Here is a 15,016-nt window from a genome sequence, read left to right as displayed (position 1 = left end):
ACTAGCGGCTCAGAGACGCACGTAGCGTGGCGGTGCCGGACTCGTTGCCCGGCCCCAGTTCCAGGGTGCCCAGGTTGAGGCCCTGCTCTTCGAGGAAATGCAGCCAGATCAGCACGGCGTTGGCGGGCTGGTCTTCCAACTGAATCCTCACCGAGCGGTCACCGTCGGGAGTGAACCCTTGCAGGGTAAGGCCGTGGTTCTGAGCCGAACGACTGATCTCGCTAACCCAGTTATCGCCGAAGGCGCTGGCCTTGTCGCGATTGTCGCTTTGGCCCCGGGCTGCGCGTACCGCCGGCGCATTCAGTTCGATCCACTGACGGGTTTGCTCATTGGCGACGTAACGCTGACGGGCGGATTCCCGTGCGTTCCAGATTGGCTGCCAGATCAGTGCGTAAATCAGGAACAACACGATGACCGCGGCGAGCAACTGCAGAATGGTTTGCTCCCGGGGTTCCCTGGAGGCGTACCATTCAAAGGCGGGCTGCAACCGCTTGTTCAATTGGCTTCGGGCTTGCTCTAATTGCTGTTTCATCCGGCCTGCTCCACCCGAATACGCGCGGTGACCCCATTGGGCCCATTGCGATAGTTGGCGATGGACGCATTGACGCCCTTTTCCCGTAATGCGGTTTGCAGTTTCTCCAGGTCGGCGTATTCCTTGGCGCCCAGATCCAGCAGCAGATTACCCTGACGCTCATCGAACTGCAGCCGTTTGGGTTCCACTTCGCTGGCGGAAAGCACCGCCGCCACCGAGGGCAGCACCTGGAACAACCTGGCATTGCCGGTGGCGCCACCGCCGCTGGAAAGGCGGGCCAGCCGGGCTTCGAATTGCCGCCGCAAACCGGCGGTGGCCCGATCCCCCGGGAACAGGCTTTGGTAGAGTTTGCCGGCGTCGGCGAGAGCCTGGTCCGCGGCCCGTTCGTAGCGCCAGGTCTGGACGCCCAAGGCGACCAGGGACAAGACGAACACCGCCGCGGCCAATCCCAGCACCGGTTTCCACGGCGTCCAGGGCGAGGGGCCGCCGCGGCGATTCTGGCGTGGTGCCAGGGCCCCCTGCAGGATCTCCACGGCGCTGGAGTCACTGAGGCCATCCCGAAGCTGCTGAAACAGGGCGGTGGGGGACTCCACGCGAGCCAGGGGCTGTTCCGGGTCGTTTGGGGCCGGCTCCCCGGTGATCTCGAACCCCTCCGATTCCGGAGTCGCGCACAGTGCCATCAGCGAGTTCAGTTGGGCTTCGTCCGCGTAGCCGAGGGCCCGCTCCCGATCCAGCACCAGTGTCTGGCAGCCAGGTACCGCCACCGCCACGGGCGCGCCGTGGGCCAGCACGTCCCCCAAGGATTTAATGCTGGTGATGTGCACCTGCGCATCCCTGGACAAGGTCAGCAGCGCGTCCACGGCTTCCCGGTCCACCACGGTGACCGGATAGCGGCCGTGGTCACCCTTGCCGGCGGCGAACCAAAGCCGCTCGGGAGCATCCAGCAATTGCTCCTCCAGCAGAAACGGCAACACCCTTTGCAGATGACGTGCCTGCTTCCGCGACAGATTGACATGGGTGCACAGGGCATCGGCGCCGCTAATGACGATCCGTGCACTGCTCCCATGCAGGACCTCCAGAGCCTGTGACAGACTGCCCTCGCTCACCGGGTCCGCCGGCGATTCCTGGTACAGCGCCGGGCTTTCGGCGAGTCCGTTACGGAATGCCCCCGGGGCCAGATAAATCAGTGCTGTGGCCACAAATTTCGTCCTTTTCCGTTTATTTAACCGCCGCAACGGGCTCAGCCGTTCGGATTCAGTTCCACGGTATTATTGCTTTCATTTTCCGCATTGTAGAAGGGATTGCAGGCCGGTTCGAGGGGGCTCAACAGAGGCGTTACCTGCCGGCTGAACACCCGAGTGCCGTCCGGCCCGCCCTGGGAGGAGCGGCGTAGCCGGCTGACCAGACGGCTGACCTGCCCGTCCACTTCCACATCCACCATGATCTGGAAATATTCGCTGCCCACCGTCAGCATGCCCGCCAGGTTCTGTTTTTGCTCGTCATCCAGAGACGTAAACGGGGCCAGGGCCATGACGTCATCGACATTGACGATCGGCCCTTCTTCGCGCAACGCCATCACCGCCTCGGCGGCATCGTTGCCCGCCATGGTCCCCAGCACCGCGTCCAGCACCGGCTGCGGTGCCGTGTTGACATTCAGCTTGGAGCCCGATGGCAGCGCGGTGAACAGCCCCCACATCATCATGTCCGGAAACAGATCCTCGACGGTGAAGCTGCGCAGCGCGCGCAATTCGGTTTCGTGAGCCACCGCCATATTCGGCGTGCGGCGGGAGCGATACTCAGTGTCCTCCGCCCCTTCCACGTTGTCGACGATGTTGTTGGTATCAATCCAGTCCGCCATCTCATTGGACAGTAAGGAGGCCTTGTTCGGCTCCGGCAGCACCTGTTCCAGCAGTCTTCGCAGGCGCTCCCGGTTTTCCTCATTACGTTCAAATCCGGGACCACTGGCGGTACCCAGCCAGTTGAGGTTGAACCGGCCCTGCAAATCCTGCACCGAGGCACTGAGAATGGCGTCTTCATAGGGCGTGGCGGGCAATTCCACCGCCCATTGCTCTTCCACGCAATCGTCCACCATGGCGTTATTACGCTTGTCGTCTTCCAGATCGTCGATCAGGCCCTGAGTGGCCACCACTTCCACCGCCATGGCGTATTGATAGCGCTTGTCCCATTGCAGCAGGTTGTCGGCGCGCGTGCGGAAGCGGTCCTGGCGGAACATCACCTCCGTGGCCACCGCGGCAAGGATGGCGAACAGCATCAAAACGATGATCAGGGCCATACCACGCTGGCGGCGCGGGCGCATCACGGTCACGCCCATGGGTTCACCACCGTGCGGAAGAAGCGGTGCAGAACATCGCCATTGTCCAGTTCAACGCTGATTTCGACGCTGCGTGGCAGCCGTTGCAGCCACACCGGCTGGGTCGCCACATTCGGCTCGGGCCAGAATTCCAGCCACTGCCACTCCCCTTGATCGTTCTGGTCCAGGTAGCGCACGGTGAAGCGTTTGACGTTATCGATCAGAACGTCTTCCTGATATTCTGTGGCCACGGTGGTATCGAGCACCGGCCAGTAGCGACGGTACAAAGTGCCATTCTCGAAAACATAGATGACCCTCTGCATCTCACTGCGGCGGCGCAGTTGAAAGGGATTGGACCAGCCCAGGCGAGTGAATTCCACGTATTGCTCGGTGCCGATCATGGCCGGCTGGTAGTCGCCATAGCCATCCCGTATGGGGCGGGAGATAAGCTGCTCGAAGTCAAGGGTGAGATAGGTCACCGCGCGCTGGCTGTTTTCCATCTCAGTGGCGCCTTCGGCCAGTTGCTCCCGGCTGTCCAACGCATTGCTGAGAAACTCCACCGCCACTATGTACATCATGGCGAAGATGCCGATCACCACCAGCATTTCCAGCAAGGTAAAGCCACGCTGGCGCATTATCCCCCCGGGTTGTTCGGGTTGTTATTCGGGCCGTTGCCGTTCTCGCCCATGGCGGCGGCGGGTTTGCCGATCAGACTGGCGAGACTGTATGCCAACCCCATTTCCTCATCGTCGATCAACGGCCCCACATCGATATCCACCCGGCGAGTATCCGGATACGGCCCATCGCTGATTTTGGTTTGCACCCACCATTCGCGCTCGCCATATTTGACCCGGTCATCCTGTTCCCCGTTTTCCGGCCAAAGCTGGAAGGTTTGCATCTCCACCAGCTTGTCCGCCGCCACCATGTAAGCCAGACGGGTGTCGTCAATATTGCGGTAGGCCACGGCGCTGGCGCCCAGGGTCTGCCCGAGCGCGATCATCGCCAGGGACAGAACGGCCAGGGCCAGCAGCACTTCCACCAGGGTGAACCCGCTCTGCCTTTTCATTGCTCGTCCCGCTTCAGGTTGAACAGACTGCCGGGGTCCTCGCTGGTCCGGGTGCGCATCTCGCGGATGGTTTGACTACGCTCTTCCTCTTCGCGCACGGCCTCCGCATCATCCGGATCGCGAATCTGGCCAAGAGCGGTGAGACGCCGGCGGACTTCCAGGTCCGGCTCATTGATAGAGCGGAGCGTGAGCAACACCGGCGTGGTTTCACCACTGGGGAAGAAAAATACCTGGGGCAAAGGCTCGGAGCGGGCCTGCTCATCTTTCTCCGACTGCTCTTTGTCCAGCAATCCTATGCCTCCGGAAAACTTGCTGTCGTCCACCAGCCTTTTGGCCACGTCACCGAGGTTCACCGGTGTCACCCGGTCATCCTCATCGCGCTCCAACTCCTCCACTTCCCACAGCAACTCAATGCCTTCCGGCAAGGACTCGGCGCTTAGGCCGTTCCCCTCCGCCGGGCGGAATACCCGCGCTCCCACATCGTATTCCACCGGGGTCCAGCCGCGCTCGGTGAAACGCATCGCCATCAGCCGGCCAGAAAACAGGCTTTGCTCATTGAGCAGTACCAGTTGGTCTGTGAGCTTGGCTACATTAGTGTCCAACTGACGGCCGTCATCGGTCCACACCGGCACCACCAGCACGGCCAAGGACAGCAGCGCCATCAGGCCGATAACCACCAGAATTTCCAGCAGGGTGAAACCGCGCTGCATCCGCATGGCAGATCCTTCCGGTCGTCAGTCGCCAGCGTCAGTTGCTGCTGTCGCGCCAGCTGATGTCCGCGTCCACACCGGTGCCGCCTTCAGCACCGTCCGCTCCCAGGGAGTAAAGATCGAAAGGACCATCCACGCCCGGGCTCAGATAGACATAGTCATTACCCCAGGGGTCCTGGGGAATCTGCGGCAGGTAGCCTCCCTCGGGCCATTTCTTCGCCGACGCCGGGCGCTCCACCAAAGCCCGGATACCTTCCTCGGTGCTCGGATAGCGGCCATTGTTGAACTTGTACATATCCAACTGCTGGACAATGCGGGACATGTTGGTCTTGGCGATATCGACCTTGGCCTGTTCGCCCTGACCGATCACATTGGGCACGATCATCGCCGCCAGCAGGCCGAGAATCGCCACCACCACCATGATTTCCAGGAGGGTAAAACCGCGCTGGTTCCGTCGCTTGGTTTTCATTTGTTCACCTTCTTTACGTTATCGAGCACCTAAGAAAAAGGGGGGTTATCCCGCCATGAAATTGTTCATCTGCATGATCGGCAGCATCACCGCCAGGACAATCATAATCACGAATCCCGCCATCACCAGCAGCATGATCGGCCCCAGCAGCCCCACAAGAGTACTGACCGTACTATTGAGCTCCCGTTCCTGGTAATCCGCCGCCCGGGTGAGCATATGATCCAGCTCGCCGGAGGTCTCGCCACTGGCGATCATCTGCACCAGCATGGGCGGGAAAAAGCCACTCTTGTCCAGCGCGCGGCTTAGGTTGCCGCCCTCGCGCACCCGTGCCGCCGCGTTCTTGACCGCCTCGCGGATAGCCAGGTTGCCGACCACCTGGGCAGCAATGAACAGAGCGTCCACCAAAGGTACGCCGGAGCGCCCGAGAATGCCCAGGGTGCTGGCCAGACGGGCGCTGTCCGAGGCGCGCAACATGGTACCCACCAGGGGGATATTGACCAAACGCCGATGCACGCGCAGGCGAAACCCGGGTTCACGCAGGGCCCGGGCAAACAACGCGATGGCGCCGATCAGAACCAGCACCACCAACCAGCCCCAGTCGCGGGAAAAGTCACTGAGCCAGATCACCACTTCCGTGATAGCGGGCAGTTTCTGATCGCGGTTTTCAAATACCGCCACCATTTTCGGCACCACGAAAGTCATCAGGAAGGCGATCAGCACCATGGAGAAGACCATGATAAAGGCCGGGTAAATCATCGCCTGCGATACCGAACGACCGGTGTCATGGCGGGTTTCCAGGTAATCGGCCAGTTGCTCGAGCACCTGCTCCAGATGGCCGCTCTGTTCACCGGCCGCCACCGTGGCCCGATACATTTCCGGAAAGGCACGGGGGAACTCCGCCAGGGCGCGGGCCAGACTGAAGCCCTCGAGAACCTTGGCGCGAACCGCCATCATGATCCGTTCGACACGCGGGTTGGCGGCCTGCTTGGCCACCGCGGAGAGTGCCTGCTCCACCGGCAAACCGGATTTGAGCAGTGTCGCCAGCTGGCGCGTCACCAGCGCCTGCTCGCCACCCTTGAGTTTGTTGGAGCCGCCGGAGAGGCGCAGTCCGCCCTGCCCGCCCCGGTCGCGGGTTTCCACCACTTCCAGCGGCACCCAGCCTTTGTCCCGCAGCTGTTGGCGGACCTGGCGGGCGCTGTCGGCCTCGGCGGTGCCTTTTTTGACTTTGCCCCGGTGATCCAGGGAACGGTATTCAAACGCGGGCATGATGGCGGCCTGTTACTGCTTGCCCAGAGGCGCAAAGTGGGGGCACTGTCACCGTAAACCATGACCGTTGAATGACAGACGCTTGCCGGCCATCTCCGATTGCTCGAATTCCATACTTCACGACATTTCTCCATGCGCCTTTCCGGCGTCTTATTGAAAGCGGCGAATCAGTCTTCCCGAGTGACTCGCAGCACTTCCTCGATGGTGGTTTCTCCGGCCAGCACCTTGCGCCAGCCGTCATCACGGATACTCGGCGTCAGCGTGCGGGCATGGCGGGCCAGTTTCAGCTCACCGGCACGGTCATGAATCAGCTGACGCATGGGCTCATCAATAATCACCAGCTCATAAATGCCGGTACGCCCGCGGTAGCCTTGATGATTACACTTTTCACAGCCCACCGGACGATACAAAGTGGCTTCCTGGTCCGGGGCCAGCCCCATTAACTGGCGCTCGCTTTCGGTGGGCTCATGGCCTTCCTTGCAGTCATCGCAAAGCACTCTCACCAGCCGTTGCGCCAGGGCTCCAAGCAGGGAACTGGAGAGCAGGAAGGGTTCGATGCCCATGTCCTGCAAACGGGTCACCGCGCCCACCGCGGTGTTGGTGTGCAAGGTGGACAGCACCAGGTGCCCGGTCAGTGACGCCTGTACCGCGATTTCGGCGGTTTCCAGGTCGCGAATCTCCCCCACCATCACCACGTCCGGGTCCTGACGGAGAATCGCCCGCAAACCACGGGCGAAGGTCATGTCCACCTTGGAATTGACCTGGGTTTGGCCGATTCCCTCGAGCTGATATTCGATCGGGTCTTCCACGGTCAGGATATTACGGGTGGATTCGTTCAGTTCGGTCAGGGAAGCGTACAGAGTGGTGGTTTTACCGGAGCCGGTGGGGCCGGTAACCAGAATGATGCCGTGGGGTTTATGGATCAACTCGCGCATGCGCGAATCGCACTCTTTGCCCATGCCCAGATGGGAGACTTGCAGCCGCCCCGCCTGTTTATCCAGCAGACGCAGCACCACCCGTTCACCGTTGCTGGAGGGCATGGTCGATACCCGCACGTCCACATCGCGGCCGCCGAGCCGCAGGGAAATACGGCCGTCCTGGGGAACCCGTTTCTCGGCGATGTCCATACGCGCCATGACCTTGATCCGGGAGACCAGCAGCGGCGCAAGTTCCCGTTTCGGCGTCAGCACTTCGCGCAGCACACCGTCCACGCGCATGCGCACCACCAGGCGACGTTCAAAGGTTTCGATATGGATATCGGAAGCGTTCTCGCGGATCGCTTCCTGAAACAGGGCATTGATCAGGCGAATGATCGGAGCATCGTCTTCCTGCTCCAGCAGATCGGAGGTTTCCGGCAGAGAATCCGCCAGGCTGGCCAGGTCCAGGCCTTCCAGGTTGTCGGCGGCTTCCGCCGCGGCACCACGCTGCTGCTCATAGGTCAGCGCCATGGCGGTATTGAAAGCGCCCTCGTCCAATGTCACCACTGGCGGCAATGCGCCCAGCCAGCGTTGCACCTCGGACAGCGCGGACAGATTCACGCCACGGCGGCAGCATAACTCCTGGCGCCCTTCTTTCTCCCTCAGCAGCACGCCGAAGCGGCGCGCGAAACCATAGGGCAACAGCAAGGGGCCATCCTGCACTTCTTCCATATCGGCCGATTGCCGTTCTTCGGTGCCTTCCAGGACTGCTTCGCTCATGGTCAATACCTGTTCATTAACGTCTCCACAATCTCCCGATTCGCCTCCGAGAGATCCAGGAACTGGAACCCCCCGTGATATTCCGAAGGACCGGTTCCCTGCTCACTCCACACCACCCGGGCATCGAAGCTCATGGTGTTCACGTCTCCGATTCGATCCGGAAGCACCATACCCAGTTCCCAGTGCTCGCCAGGCGCCGCATCACGGCGCATGGCCAGCCGGAACCCGCCCAGGCTCAGATTGGTCAGCCTGCCCACATTACCACCGGTGCCACGATCAAACACCACCAATTCCCGAAACATCTGTTTACGGGGATGCTTGCGGCGTTCCGGTCCGCGCATCGGTTCCTCGCCATGGCGCGGCCGCAGCACGAAGACCGTCCCGGTGAACGGATCGTCCTGACGACACACCGGATTGGCATGAACCCGCAGGTATTGAGGCGCTTCCTCGCTGCCGCTTTCCAGGGTCAAATCGCCTTCCCAGGCTTCCCCTTGCGAGCAACGGGCGAATATGGGGCTATCCTGCCAGCTTGCGTTGCTGTCGTCACCTGCAACGATAGGCAGGACTTGCGTAATCGGCCGGCTCAGCAGCGAATCCCGTTCGCGGTCCAGTAATGCACAGGCGGACGCGTTGCAGAAGCTGACCACGCCATCCGCGTCGGTGCCGAGGACTGCATCCCCCAGCGCCTGCAGCAAGCGCTCGTTCTCGTCCTTGAGCCGCTTCATCTGCACCACCGCCTGCCGTAAGCGCCAGCGCTGACGGTCCAGCTCCAGGAAGACATTGACCTTGGCTTCCAGAATCTGTTCATCCACCGGTTTGAACAGGTAGTCCACCGCGCCGTGCTGATAACCCTTGAAGACGTAGCTCTGATCCTTGGAAATGGCGGTGACGAAAATGATCGGAATGTGCCGGGTACGGCGGTTCTGCCGTAACAGCGTGGCCACCTCGAAGCCATCCATGTCCGGCATCTGCACGTCGAGCAGAATCAGGGCAAGATCATACTTGAGCGCCCGCGCCAGGGCTTCATCACCGGATTTCGCCATGATCAGATTACGGTCCTCCCCCTCCAGCACCGCTTCCATGGCGACCAGGTTCTCCTGACGGTCGTCCACAACGAGAATATTCTGTTTTTTCATGTCACAACCCAACCAAATAGTCCGCCAGGTACGGCCCGATCCGTTCCAGATCGAGCACCTCTCGCGCCGCGCCTTTTATTATCGCCGCTTCGGGCATCACCGGCGCCTCGCTGCTTTGCGGTGACTGCACCAGAGTATGGCCGCCGCGTCGACGGATATAGTCGAGACCGTCGGAACCGTCGTCGTTGGCGCCGGTCAACAATACGCCGACCAGTGCCGCGCCATAGGCATGACCCGCGGAGAAGAACAGCTCATCAATGGACGGCCGGGAAAAATGCACCGGCCGGTAGGTGGAAAGTGCCACGGTGTCGTCCTCATTGACCAGCATGTGGTACCCCGGCGGCGCCACATATACGTGACCGGGCAGAATCTCCTCTTTGTCCTCCGGAGCCCGCACCGGCAAGGCGCTATAGCGGGACAACAACCACGCCAACCGGTTGTCGGCGCTGGCATGCTGATGCTGGACCAGCAGCACCGCGGCCGGAAACCGCGCCGGTAAAGCGGCGAGAATCGTGGAGAAGGCGTTCAATCCCCCCCAGGACGCCCCCATTACCACCGCTTTCACCGCCCTGCGCATGGCGCCCGGCCGGCGCGCCTACTGGCTTGCCGGTGTTGTGTCATTGCCATCCGCTCCCTTTCGCTCCTGCTCCCCGCCCTATCGTCTTCAGGCCGTACCGGAGCCGCCTCCCCGTTCCCGTTGCATACGGGCCTTCTCCGCCTCATAGGCGGCGCGGTGGGCCTGGGCTTCCTTCAGCTTGGCAAGCAGGTCCCGGCGTTGCCGGTCCAGCTCCAGGAAGAAGTTGACTTTGCTTTTCAGAATCAATGGATCCAGAGGTTTGAACAGGTAATCCACGGCGCCGGCCTGATAACCCTTGAACACATACTTTTTCTCTTTGGAGATAGCCGTCACGAAAATAATCGGAATGGTCTGGGTATCCTTGCGCTGACGCATCAGTTCCGCCACTTCGAAACCGTCCATGCCCGGCATCTGCACATCCAGCAGCACCAGCGAAATGTCCTCCCTGAGCATGATTCTCAAGGCGGCCTGACCGGACTCGGCCTTGAGCAACACGCGTCCTTCCTCCTCCAGAATGGCTTCCAGAGACACCAGATTGGCGGGTTGGTCATCGACCAAAAGCAGCTTCTGCTCGATCATCGTTCTTCTCGGTTTAGGCGTTATGTGGGATCTGTCGCTTACGGAAGATGCGCAGTGACTTGTTGATTACATCGAAAGCGTCTTCGTTCCCACTGAAACGCAGGCTTTCCTTGGTCCCCAGGCAAAGGAAACCACCCAGATCCAGGCTGTCGTCGAACAGGCGGATCACCCGTTCCTGTAACGGCCGGTCAAAGTAGATCAGTACATTCCGGCACAAGATCACGTGCATCTCGCCGAACACCTGGTCCGTGGCCAGATCATGATCGGCAAAAACGATATTGCGCTTTAGCCGTTGCTCCATGATCACGCTGTCGTAACGCGCCGTGGCGTACTCCGACAGCGATTTGCGGCCACCGGCCCGGCGGTAGTTCTCGGTATACTGCTTGAAGGCATCGATGGGATAGATCCCTTTCTTAGCCGCCACCAGTACATTCTTGTCAATGTCGGTGGCGTACAACATGGCCCGGTCGTACAGCCCCTCTTCCTCCAGCAGAATGGCCATGGAATAAATTTCCTCACCGGTGGAGCAGCCGGCGTGCCAAATCTTGATGAACGGAAAGGTCTTCAATACCGGGATTACCTCCTCGCGGAAGGCGCGATAAAACTCTGGATCCCGGTACATTTCCGTCACGTTGACGGTCAGATCATTGAGCAGCGTGACGAAAAACTGACGATCCCGCAGCACCCGTTCGGTCATTTGCATGACCGAAGGGAAGCCGGACATGGTCAGGCGATGCATCACCCGGCGGCGCATGGAGGCCCGGCTGTAGGCGCGAAAATCATAGCCATAGAGCTGGTAGATCGCCTCCAGCAGCAAGCGGATCTCGATATCCTCGATTTGAATCTGATCGTCGTCGATCACGTCCATGGACTGCTGCACGAGAGAGCCTCCTAGCGGTGCAGCCAGACCCGCATCAGCGAGGTCAGCTTGCTCATGTCGATGGGTTTGGAGCAGTAGTCATTGGCACCCGCCTCCAGACATTTGGACCGGTCATCCTTCATCGCCTTGGCGGTGAGAGCCAGGATCGGCAGCGTGGCGAACCGAGGCTGCTGCCGGATGTGCCCCATCGCCTGATAGCCGTCCATTTCCGGCATCATGATGTCCATCAGCACGATATCCGTTTGTGGGGATGCCTCCAGGGCTTCAATGGCTTCACGGCCGTTATTGGCGATCTCGATATCGAAGCCCAGTTCCTCCAATTGGGCGGACAGTGCGTAGATGTTGCGCATATCGTCGTCCACCAACAGCAGCCGCTTGCCTTCGAAAATGTCATCGCGGTGCTCGATCAGTTCCGGATTGCCGCGCCGATGGCTGGGCAGAGTGGATTCCAGCCAGTGCAGGAACAGCGAGGCCTCATTAAGCAGCCGCTCGTGGGAACGCTCCGTCTTGAGGATGATGCGGTCCGCGTACTTGCGCAGCTTGGCCTCCTCTTCCCGGGTCAGATCCTTGCCAGTGTAGATCACCACCGGCAGGGCCTCGTTCTCGTCGCCTTCGTGCAGACGCTCCAGCAATTCGAAGCCGGTCATATCCGGCAGGGTCAGATCCAGAATCATGCAGTCATAGACCCGTTCTCCCAATGCCGACAAAGCCTCCTCACCGCTGGTCACCGCGGTAATCTCAACACCCTTCTGGTCGAACAGCTCGCGGATGCTGGCGTGCTGAGCCTCGCTGTCTTCAACCACTAACAAGCGGCGGACATTCTTTTCGATGGCCTGCTCGATGGTGCCGAACGCGGACAGCATCTGCTCCTGGCTGACCGGCTTGGTAAGGAAGTCGATGGCGCCCAAGTCCAACGCTTTCTTACGCTCATCCTTGCCGGACAGGAAATGCACAGGAATATCCTGGGTACGCGGATCCGCCTTGAGACGTTCCATCACCTCCCAGCCGTCGATACCCGGCAGGCCGATGTCCAGAATGATGGCACTGGGACGATAACGGCTGGCGTATTCCAGACCGCTTTCGCCGTCAACACAGATATGGCTCTCCAGCCCGTAGTCCGCGGCCAAATCCACCAGCACATTGGCGAACTCACGATCGTCCTCCACCACCAGCACGGTCTTCTCACGGACCACATACTCTTCCGCTGACGGCTCCACGGCGAGGGGCGCGGTGGGAGCAGTGTGCGCTTCGGCGTTGGCGCCCACGTCCATGCTCTCCTCCAATGCGGCCTCGGCTCCCAGCGCCTCGCCTTCCGGCAAGTACAGCGTGAACGTCGCGCCCTGCCCCAGACCATCACTGCGCAGGCCGATTTCCCCGCCCAGCAGACGGGCCAGTTCCCTGGAAATGGTCAGCCCCAGTCCGGTGCCGCCATACTTGCGGCTGGTGGTGCCATCGGCCTGCTGGAAGGCTTCGAAGATCAGCTTCTGCTTATCCTCGGCAATACCCACACCGGTATCGGTGACGGCAAAGCACAAGGTGCTGTCGCGTTCCAGGACCCTCCCGGGAATGCGCTCATCCTCGGCCGGCCGGGCAATGGTCAATGTCACGCTGCCCTCGTCAGTGAATTTGAGAGCATTGGAGAGCAAATTCTTGACGATCTGTTCCAGCCGCTGCTTGTCGGTATAAAAATGCAACGGCACGCCCTCCTCAATCACCACATTGAAGCCCACACCCTTGTTTTCAGCCACATGGGTGAAATGACGCTGGAAGTAATCAGAGACGTCCTGAGGCGTGATCTCATCGATGACCACGTCCATCTTGCCTTCCTCGATCTTGGAGATATCGAGGATGTCGTTGATCAGAGACAGCAGATCCGAGCCGGCGGAATGAATCACCTGGGCGTGCTCCACCTGCTTCTCGTCCAGATTGCCTTTCTTGTTCTGCCCCAGGGCGTTGGACAGAATCAGAATCGAGTTCAGCGGTGTACGCAACTCGTGGGACATGGTGGAGAGAAACTCGGACTTGTACTTGGACGACAGCTCCAACTCCTTGACCTTGTCCTCCAGCTCCTCATGGAGTGTCTCCAACTCGGTATTCTTGCGCGACATCTCCCCCTTTTGCTCACTGAGCATGCGCGCCTGGGCTTCCAGTTCCTCATTGGTCACCCGCAGTTCTTCTTGCTGCGCCTGCAGCGACTCCTCCGACGCCCGTAATGCCTGGGTTTGCGACTCCAGCTCCTCGTTGATGGCCTTGAGCTCTTCCTGCTGCTGCTGCAGGCGCGATTCGGACGCCGCCAGCTCGGAAGCCTGGCGTTCCAGATCCTGGTTGGCCCGGGCCATCTCCTCCTTCTGCAGGCTCAATTCCTTGGCCTGCTCCTGGGTACGGGTCAGCATTTCCCCCAAACGCAGCCGGCTCTGCGCGCTATGCAGCGCCACCCCGATCAGTTCCACTCCCTGTTCGAGGAAAGTCAGGTCATCCTCTCCGAAGCGCCGGAACGAGCCGATCTCAAGCACCCCCTTGAGTTCTTCCTCATGGAAGATGGGAATCACCATCAGATTACGGGGCACCGCGTTACCGGTGCCCGAGGACACCAGGATGTAATCCTCGGGAACCTCCTCAAGAATGATCGGCTTGCCTTCGAGCCCGCATTGCCCCACCAGTGACTCACCCAAAGCAAAATCATTGGCCAGATGCTTGCGGCGCTGCATGGCATAGGCCGCCCGCATGTACAGGCGCTCGCGCTCCACATCGAAGGTATAAAAGGCACCGATCTGAGCGTTTAAAGTGGGAATTACATAGCCCAGCAGATTGCTGCCGAGCTTGTCGATGGCCATGTCGCCACGCATCAGATCCCCCAGTTGGGAGAGCCGGGTTTTGATCTGTTCCTGACGCTTTTCGTCCTCGATGCGGTGCTTTATGGTGTCCCGCATCTTGCGGATGGCACGGATCAAGTGACCGGTCTCATCCCGGCTTTCGCTCTGGATGGCGGTGTCCCAGTTGCCATTGGCGATACTGTCCGCGGCACCCACCGCATCCTCCAATGGCCGTGTGATGGAGCGTGTCACCCTCAGAGCGATCCAACCCAGCAGGGTAAAGGCCATCACACCCAGCGCCAGACCGATCATCTGCGTGCTGCGGTTATCCTCACGGCTGCGCAGCAGCGTATCCCGGAAAGCCTCGTAGCGCTTCGCCTGGAACTCGTCCTGCACCTGCTTGAGCTGGCGCTCCAGCAACTCCACCCGATCCAGCCAGGCGTAGCTGTTCACCAGGGTCATGGGGTCTTCGATCAGCGCCTGAGCGAGACCATTCGCTTCATTCAGATAATCGATGAAGGACATGCGGATTCTGTCCACATCGTCCGTCAACGCCGGATCCAGCCGATCGATATCGCCAAGCCGTTCCAGAAACTGGTCCGAGCGCACCCTGGCCTCATCCAGCGGCCGCTCGTCGATCTGGGCGATGGCCGTACTGTAGGCGTCGGCGATCCCCACGAACTCGAGATTGTTGGCGTTCACCAGCTCCAGCACCGGGAAATCATGGTTCTCGATGCGGCTCAAGTGGTCGATATTGGTCGCGGCGATATAATAACTGTACAAAAAGTAAGCGAGAAAAAGCACAATCCCCAAAACCGCCACGGCGAGAATCTTCAGCCGGACGGACAGATTCTGAAACCACCTCATTAACGCGTCCCCATGCGTGCCTACAGGCGCTTTTGTTGTATTCCCCCCCAAAACGGGAATAAGACTAAATTCGTAGGCTAACAGAAAGGACGAAAGGGCCAAACCCTAAGCGG

The 15,016-nt window shown here is 60.4% G+C and carries 14 protein-coding genes; all 14 read right to left on the bottom strand.

The genetic code is table 11. The annotated features are described in order from the left end of the window. Position 1: 1 nt before the first annotated feature. Complete coding sequence (gene gspM, locus RYH70_RS10155) at positions 2-532, bottom strand: type II secretion system protein GspM (protein WP_022995928.1); 531 nt, start codon at positions 530-532, stop codon at positions 2-4. Next, positions 529-1,731, bottom strand: a complete 1,203-nt coding sequence (gene gspL, locus RYH70_RS10150) for a type II secretion system protein GspL (RefSeq protein WP_022995927.1) — start codon at positions 1,729-1,731, stop codon at positions 529-531. The genes gspM and gspL overlap by 4 nt, the downstream gene beginning before the upstream one ends. Positions 1,732-1,772: 41 nt before the next feature. Beyond that, positions 1,773-2,864: a type II secretion system minor pseudopilin GspK gene (gspK, locus tag RYH70_RS10145; RefSeq protein ID WP_026949321.1), complete on the bottom strand. Its 1,092-nt coding sequence runs from the start codon at positions 2,862-2,864 to the stop codon at positions 1,773-1,775. Continuing rightward, complete coding sequence (gene gspJ / locus RYH70_RS10140) at positions 2,855-3,478, bottom strand: type II secretion system minor pseudopilin GspJ (protein WP_116028091.1); 624 nt, start codon at positions 3,476-3,478, stop codon at positions 2,855-2,857. Before gspJ ends, gspK begins: the two co-directional genes overlap by 10 nt. Then, a complete protein-coding gene (gene gspI, locus RYH70_RS10135; protein ID WP_022995924.1) occupies positions 3,478-3,909 on the bottom strand; it encodes a type II secretion system minor pseudopilin GspI in 432 nt (143 codons plus the stop codon). Before gspI ends, gspJ begins: the two co-directional genes overlap by 1 nt. Beyond that, positions 3,906-4,625: a prepilin-type N-terminal cleavage/methylation domain-containing protein gene (locus tag RYH70_RS10130; protein ID WP_063139580.1), complete on the bottom strand. Its 720-nt coding sequence runs from the start codon at positions 4,623-4,625 to the stop codon at positions 3,906-3,908. Before RYH70_RS10130 ends, gspI begins: the two co-directional genes overlap by 4 nt. A gap of 31 nt (positions 4,626-4,656) precedes the next feature. After that, the gene (gspG, locus tag RYH70_RS10125) at positions 4,657-5,088 is read right to left on the bottom strand and encodes a type II secretion system major pseudopilin GspG (RefSeq protein WP_014994558.1); all 432 of its coding nucleotides are present in this window, start codon (positions 5,086-5,088) and stop codon (positions 4,657-4,659) included. Between the two features lie 45 nt (positions 5,089-5,133). Further along, entirely contained in the window at positions 5,134-6,354 is a 1,221-nt protein-coding gene (gene gspF / locus RYH70_RS10120; RefSeq protein ID WP_022995922.1) for a type II secretion system inner membrane protein GspF, read from the bottom strand. Between the two features lie 167 nt (positions 6,355-6,521). Further along, positions 6,522-8,003, bottom strand: a complete 1,482-nt coding sequence (gspE, locus tag RYH70_RS10115) for a type II secretion system ATPase GspE (RefSeq protein ID WP_080531886.1) — start codon at positions 8,001-8,003, stop codon at positions 6,522-6,524. Positions 8,004-8,053: 50 nt separating this feature from the next. Further along, a complete protein-coding gene (locus RYH70_RS10110; RefSeq protein ID WP_167374840.1) occupies positions 8,054-9,187 on the bottom strand; it encodes a response regulator in 1,134 nt (377 codons plus the stop codon). A gap of 1 nt (position 9,188) precedes the next feature. Continuing rightward, positions 9,189-9,764: a chemotaxis protein CheB gene (locus tag RYH70_RS10105; RefSeq protein WP_022995919.1), complete on the bottom strand. Its 576-nt coding sequence runs from the start codon at positions 9,762-9,764 to the stop codon at positions 9,189-9,191. A gap of 87 nt (positions 9,765-9,851) precedes the next feature. Then, positions 9,852-10,343 (bottom strand): response regulator, encoded by a 492-nt coding sequence (locus tag RYH70_RS10100; protein ID WP_022995918.1) that lies wholly within the window; start codon positions 10,341-10,343, stop codon positions 9,852-9,854. A 13-nt stretch (positions 10,344-10,356) separates the two neighbouring features. Further along, positions 10,357-11,211 carry a CheR family methyltransferase gene (locus RYH70_RS10095; RefSeq protein WP_026949325.1) on the bottom strand — a complete coding sequence of 285 codons (855 nt, stop codon included), beginning with the start codon at positions 11,209-11,211 and terminating at the stop codon, positions 10,357-10,359. A gap of 23 nt (positions 11,212-11,234) precedes the next feature. Continuing rightward, positions 11,235-14,903 (bottom strand): response regulator, encoded by a 3,669-nt coding sequence (locus tag RYH70_RS10090; protein ID WP_022995916.1) that lies wholly within the window; start codon positions 14,901-14,903, stop codon positions 11,235-11,237. Between the last annotated feature and the right edge of the window lie 113 nt (positions 14,904-15,016).

The organism is Alloalcanivorax xenomutans (genome assembly GCF_032810065.1).
Classification (GTDB): domain Bacteria; phylum Pseudomonadota; class Gammaproteobacteria; order Pseudomonadales; family Alcanivoracaceae; genus Alloalcanivorax; species Alloalcanivorax xenomutans.
This window is presented reverse-complemented; position numbering and strand designations above follow the sequence as displayed.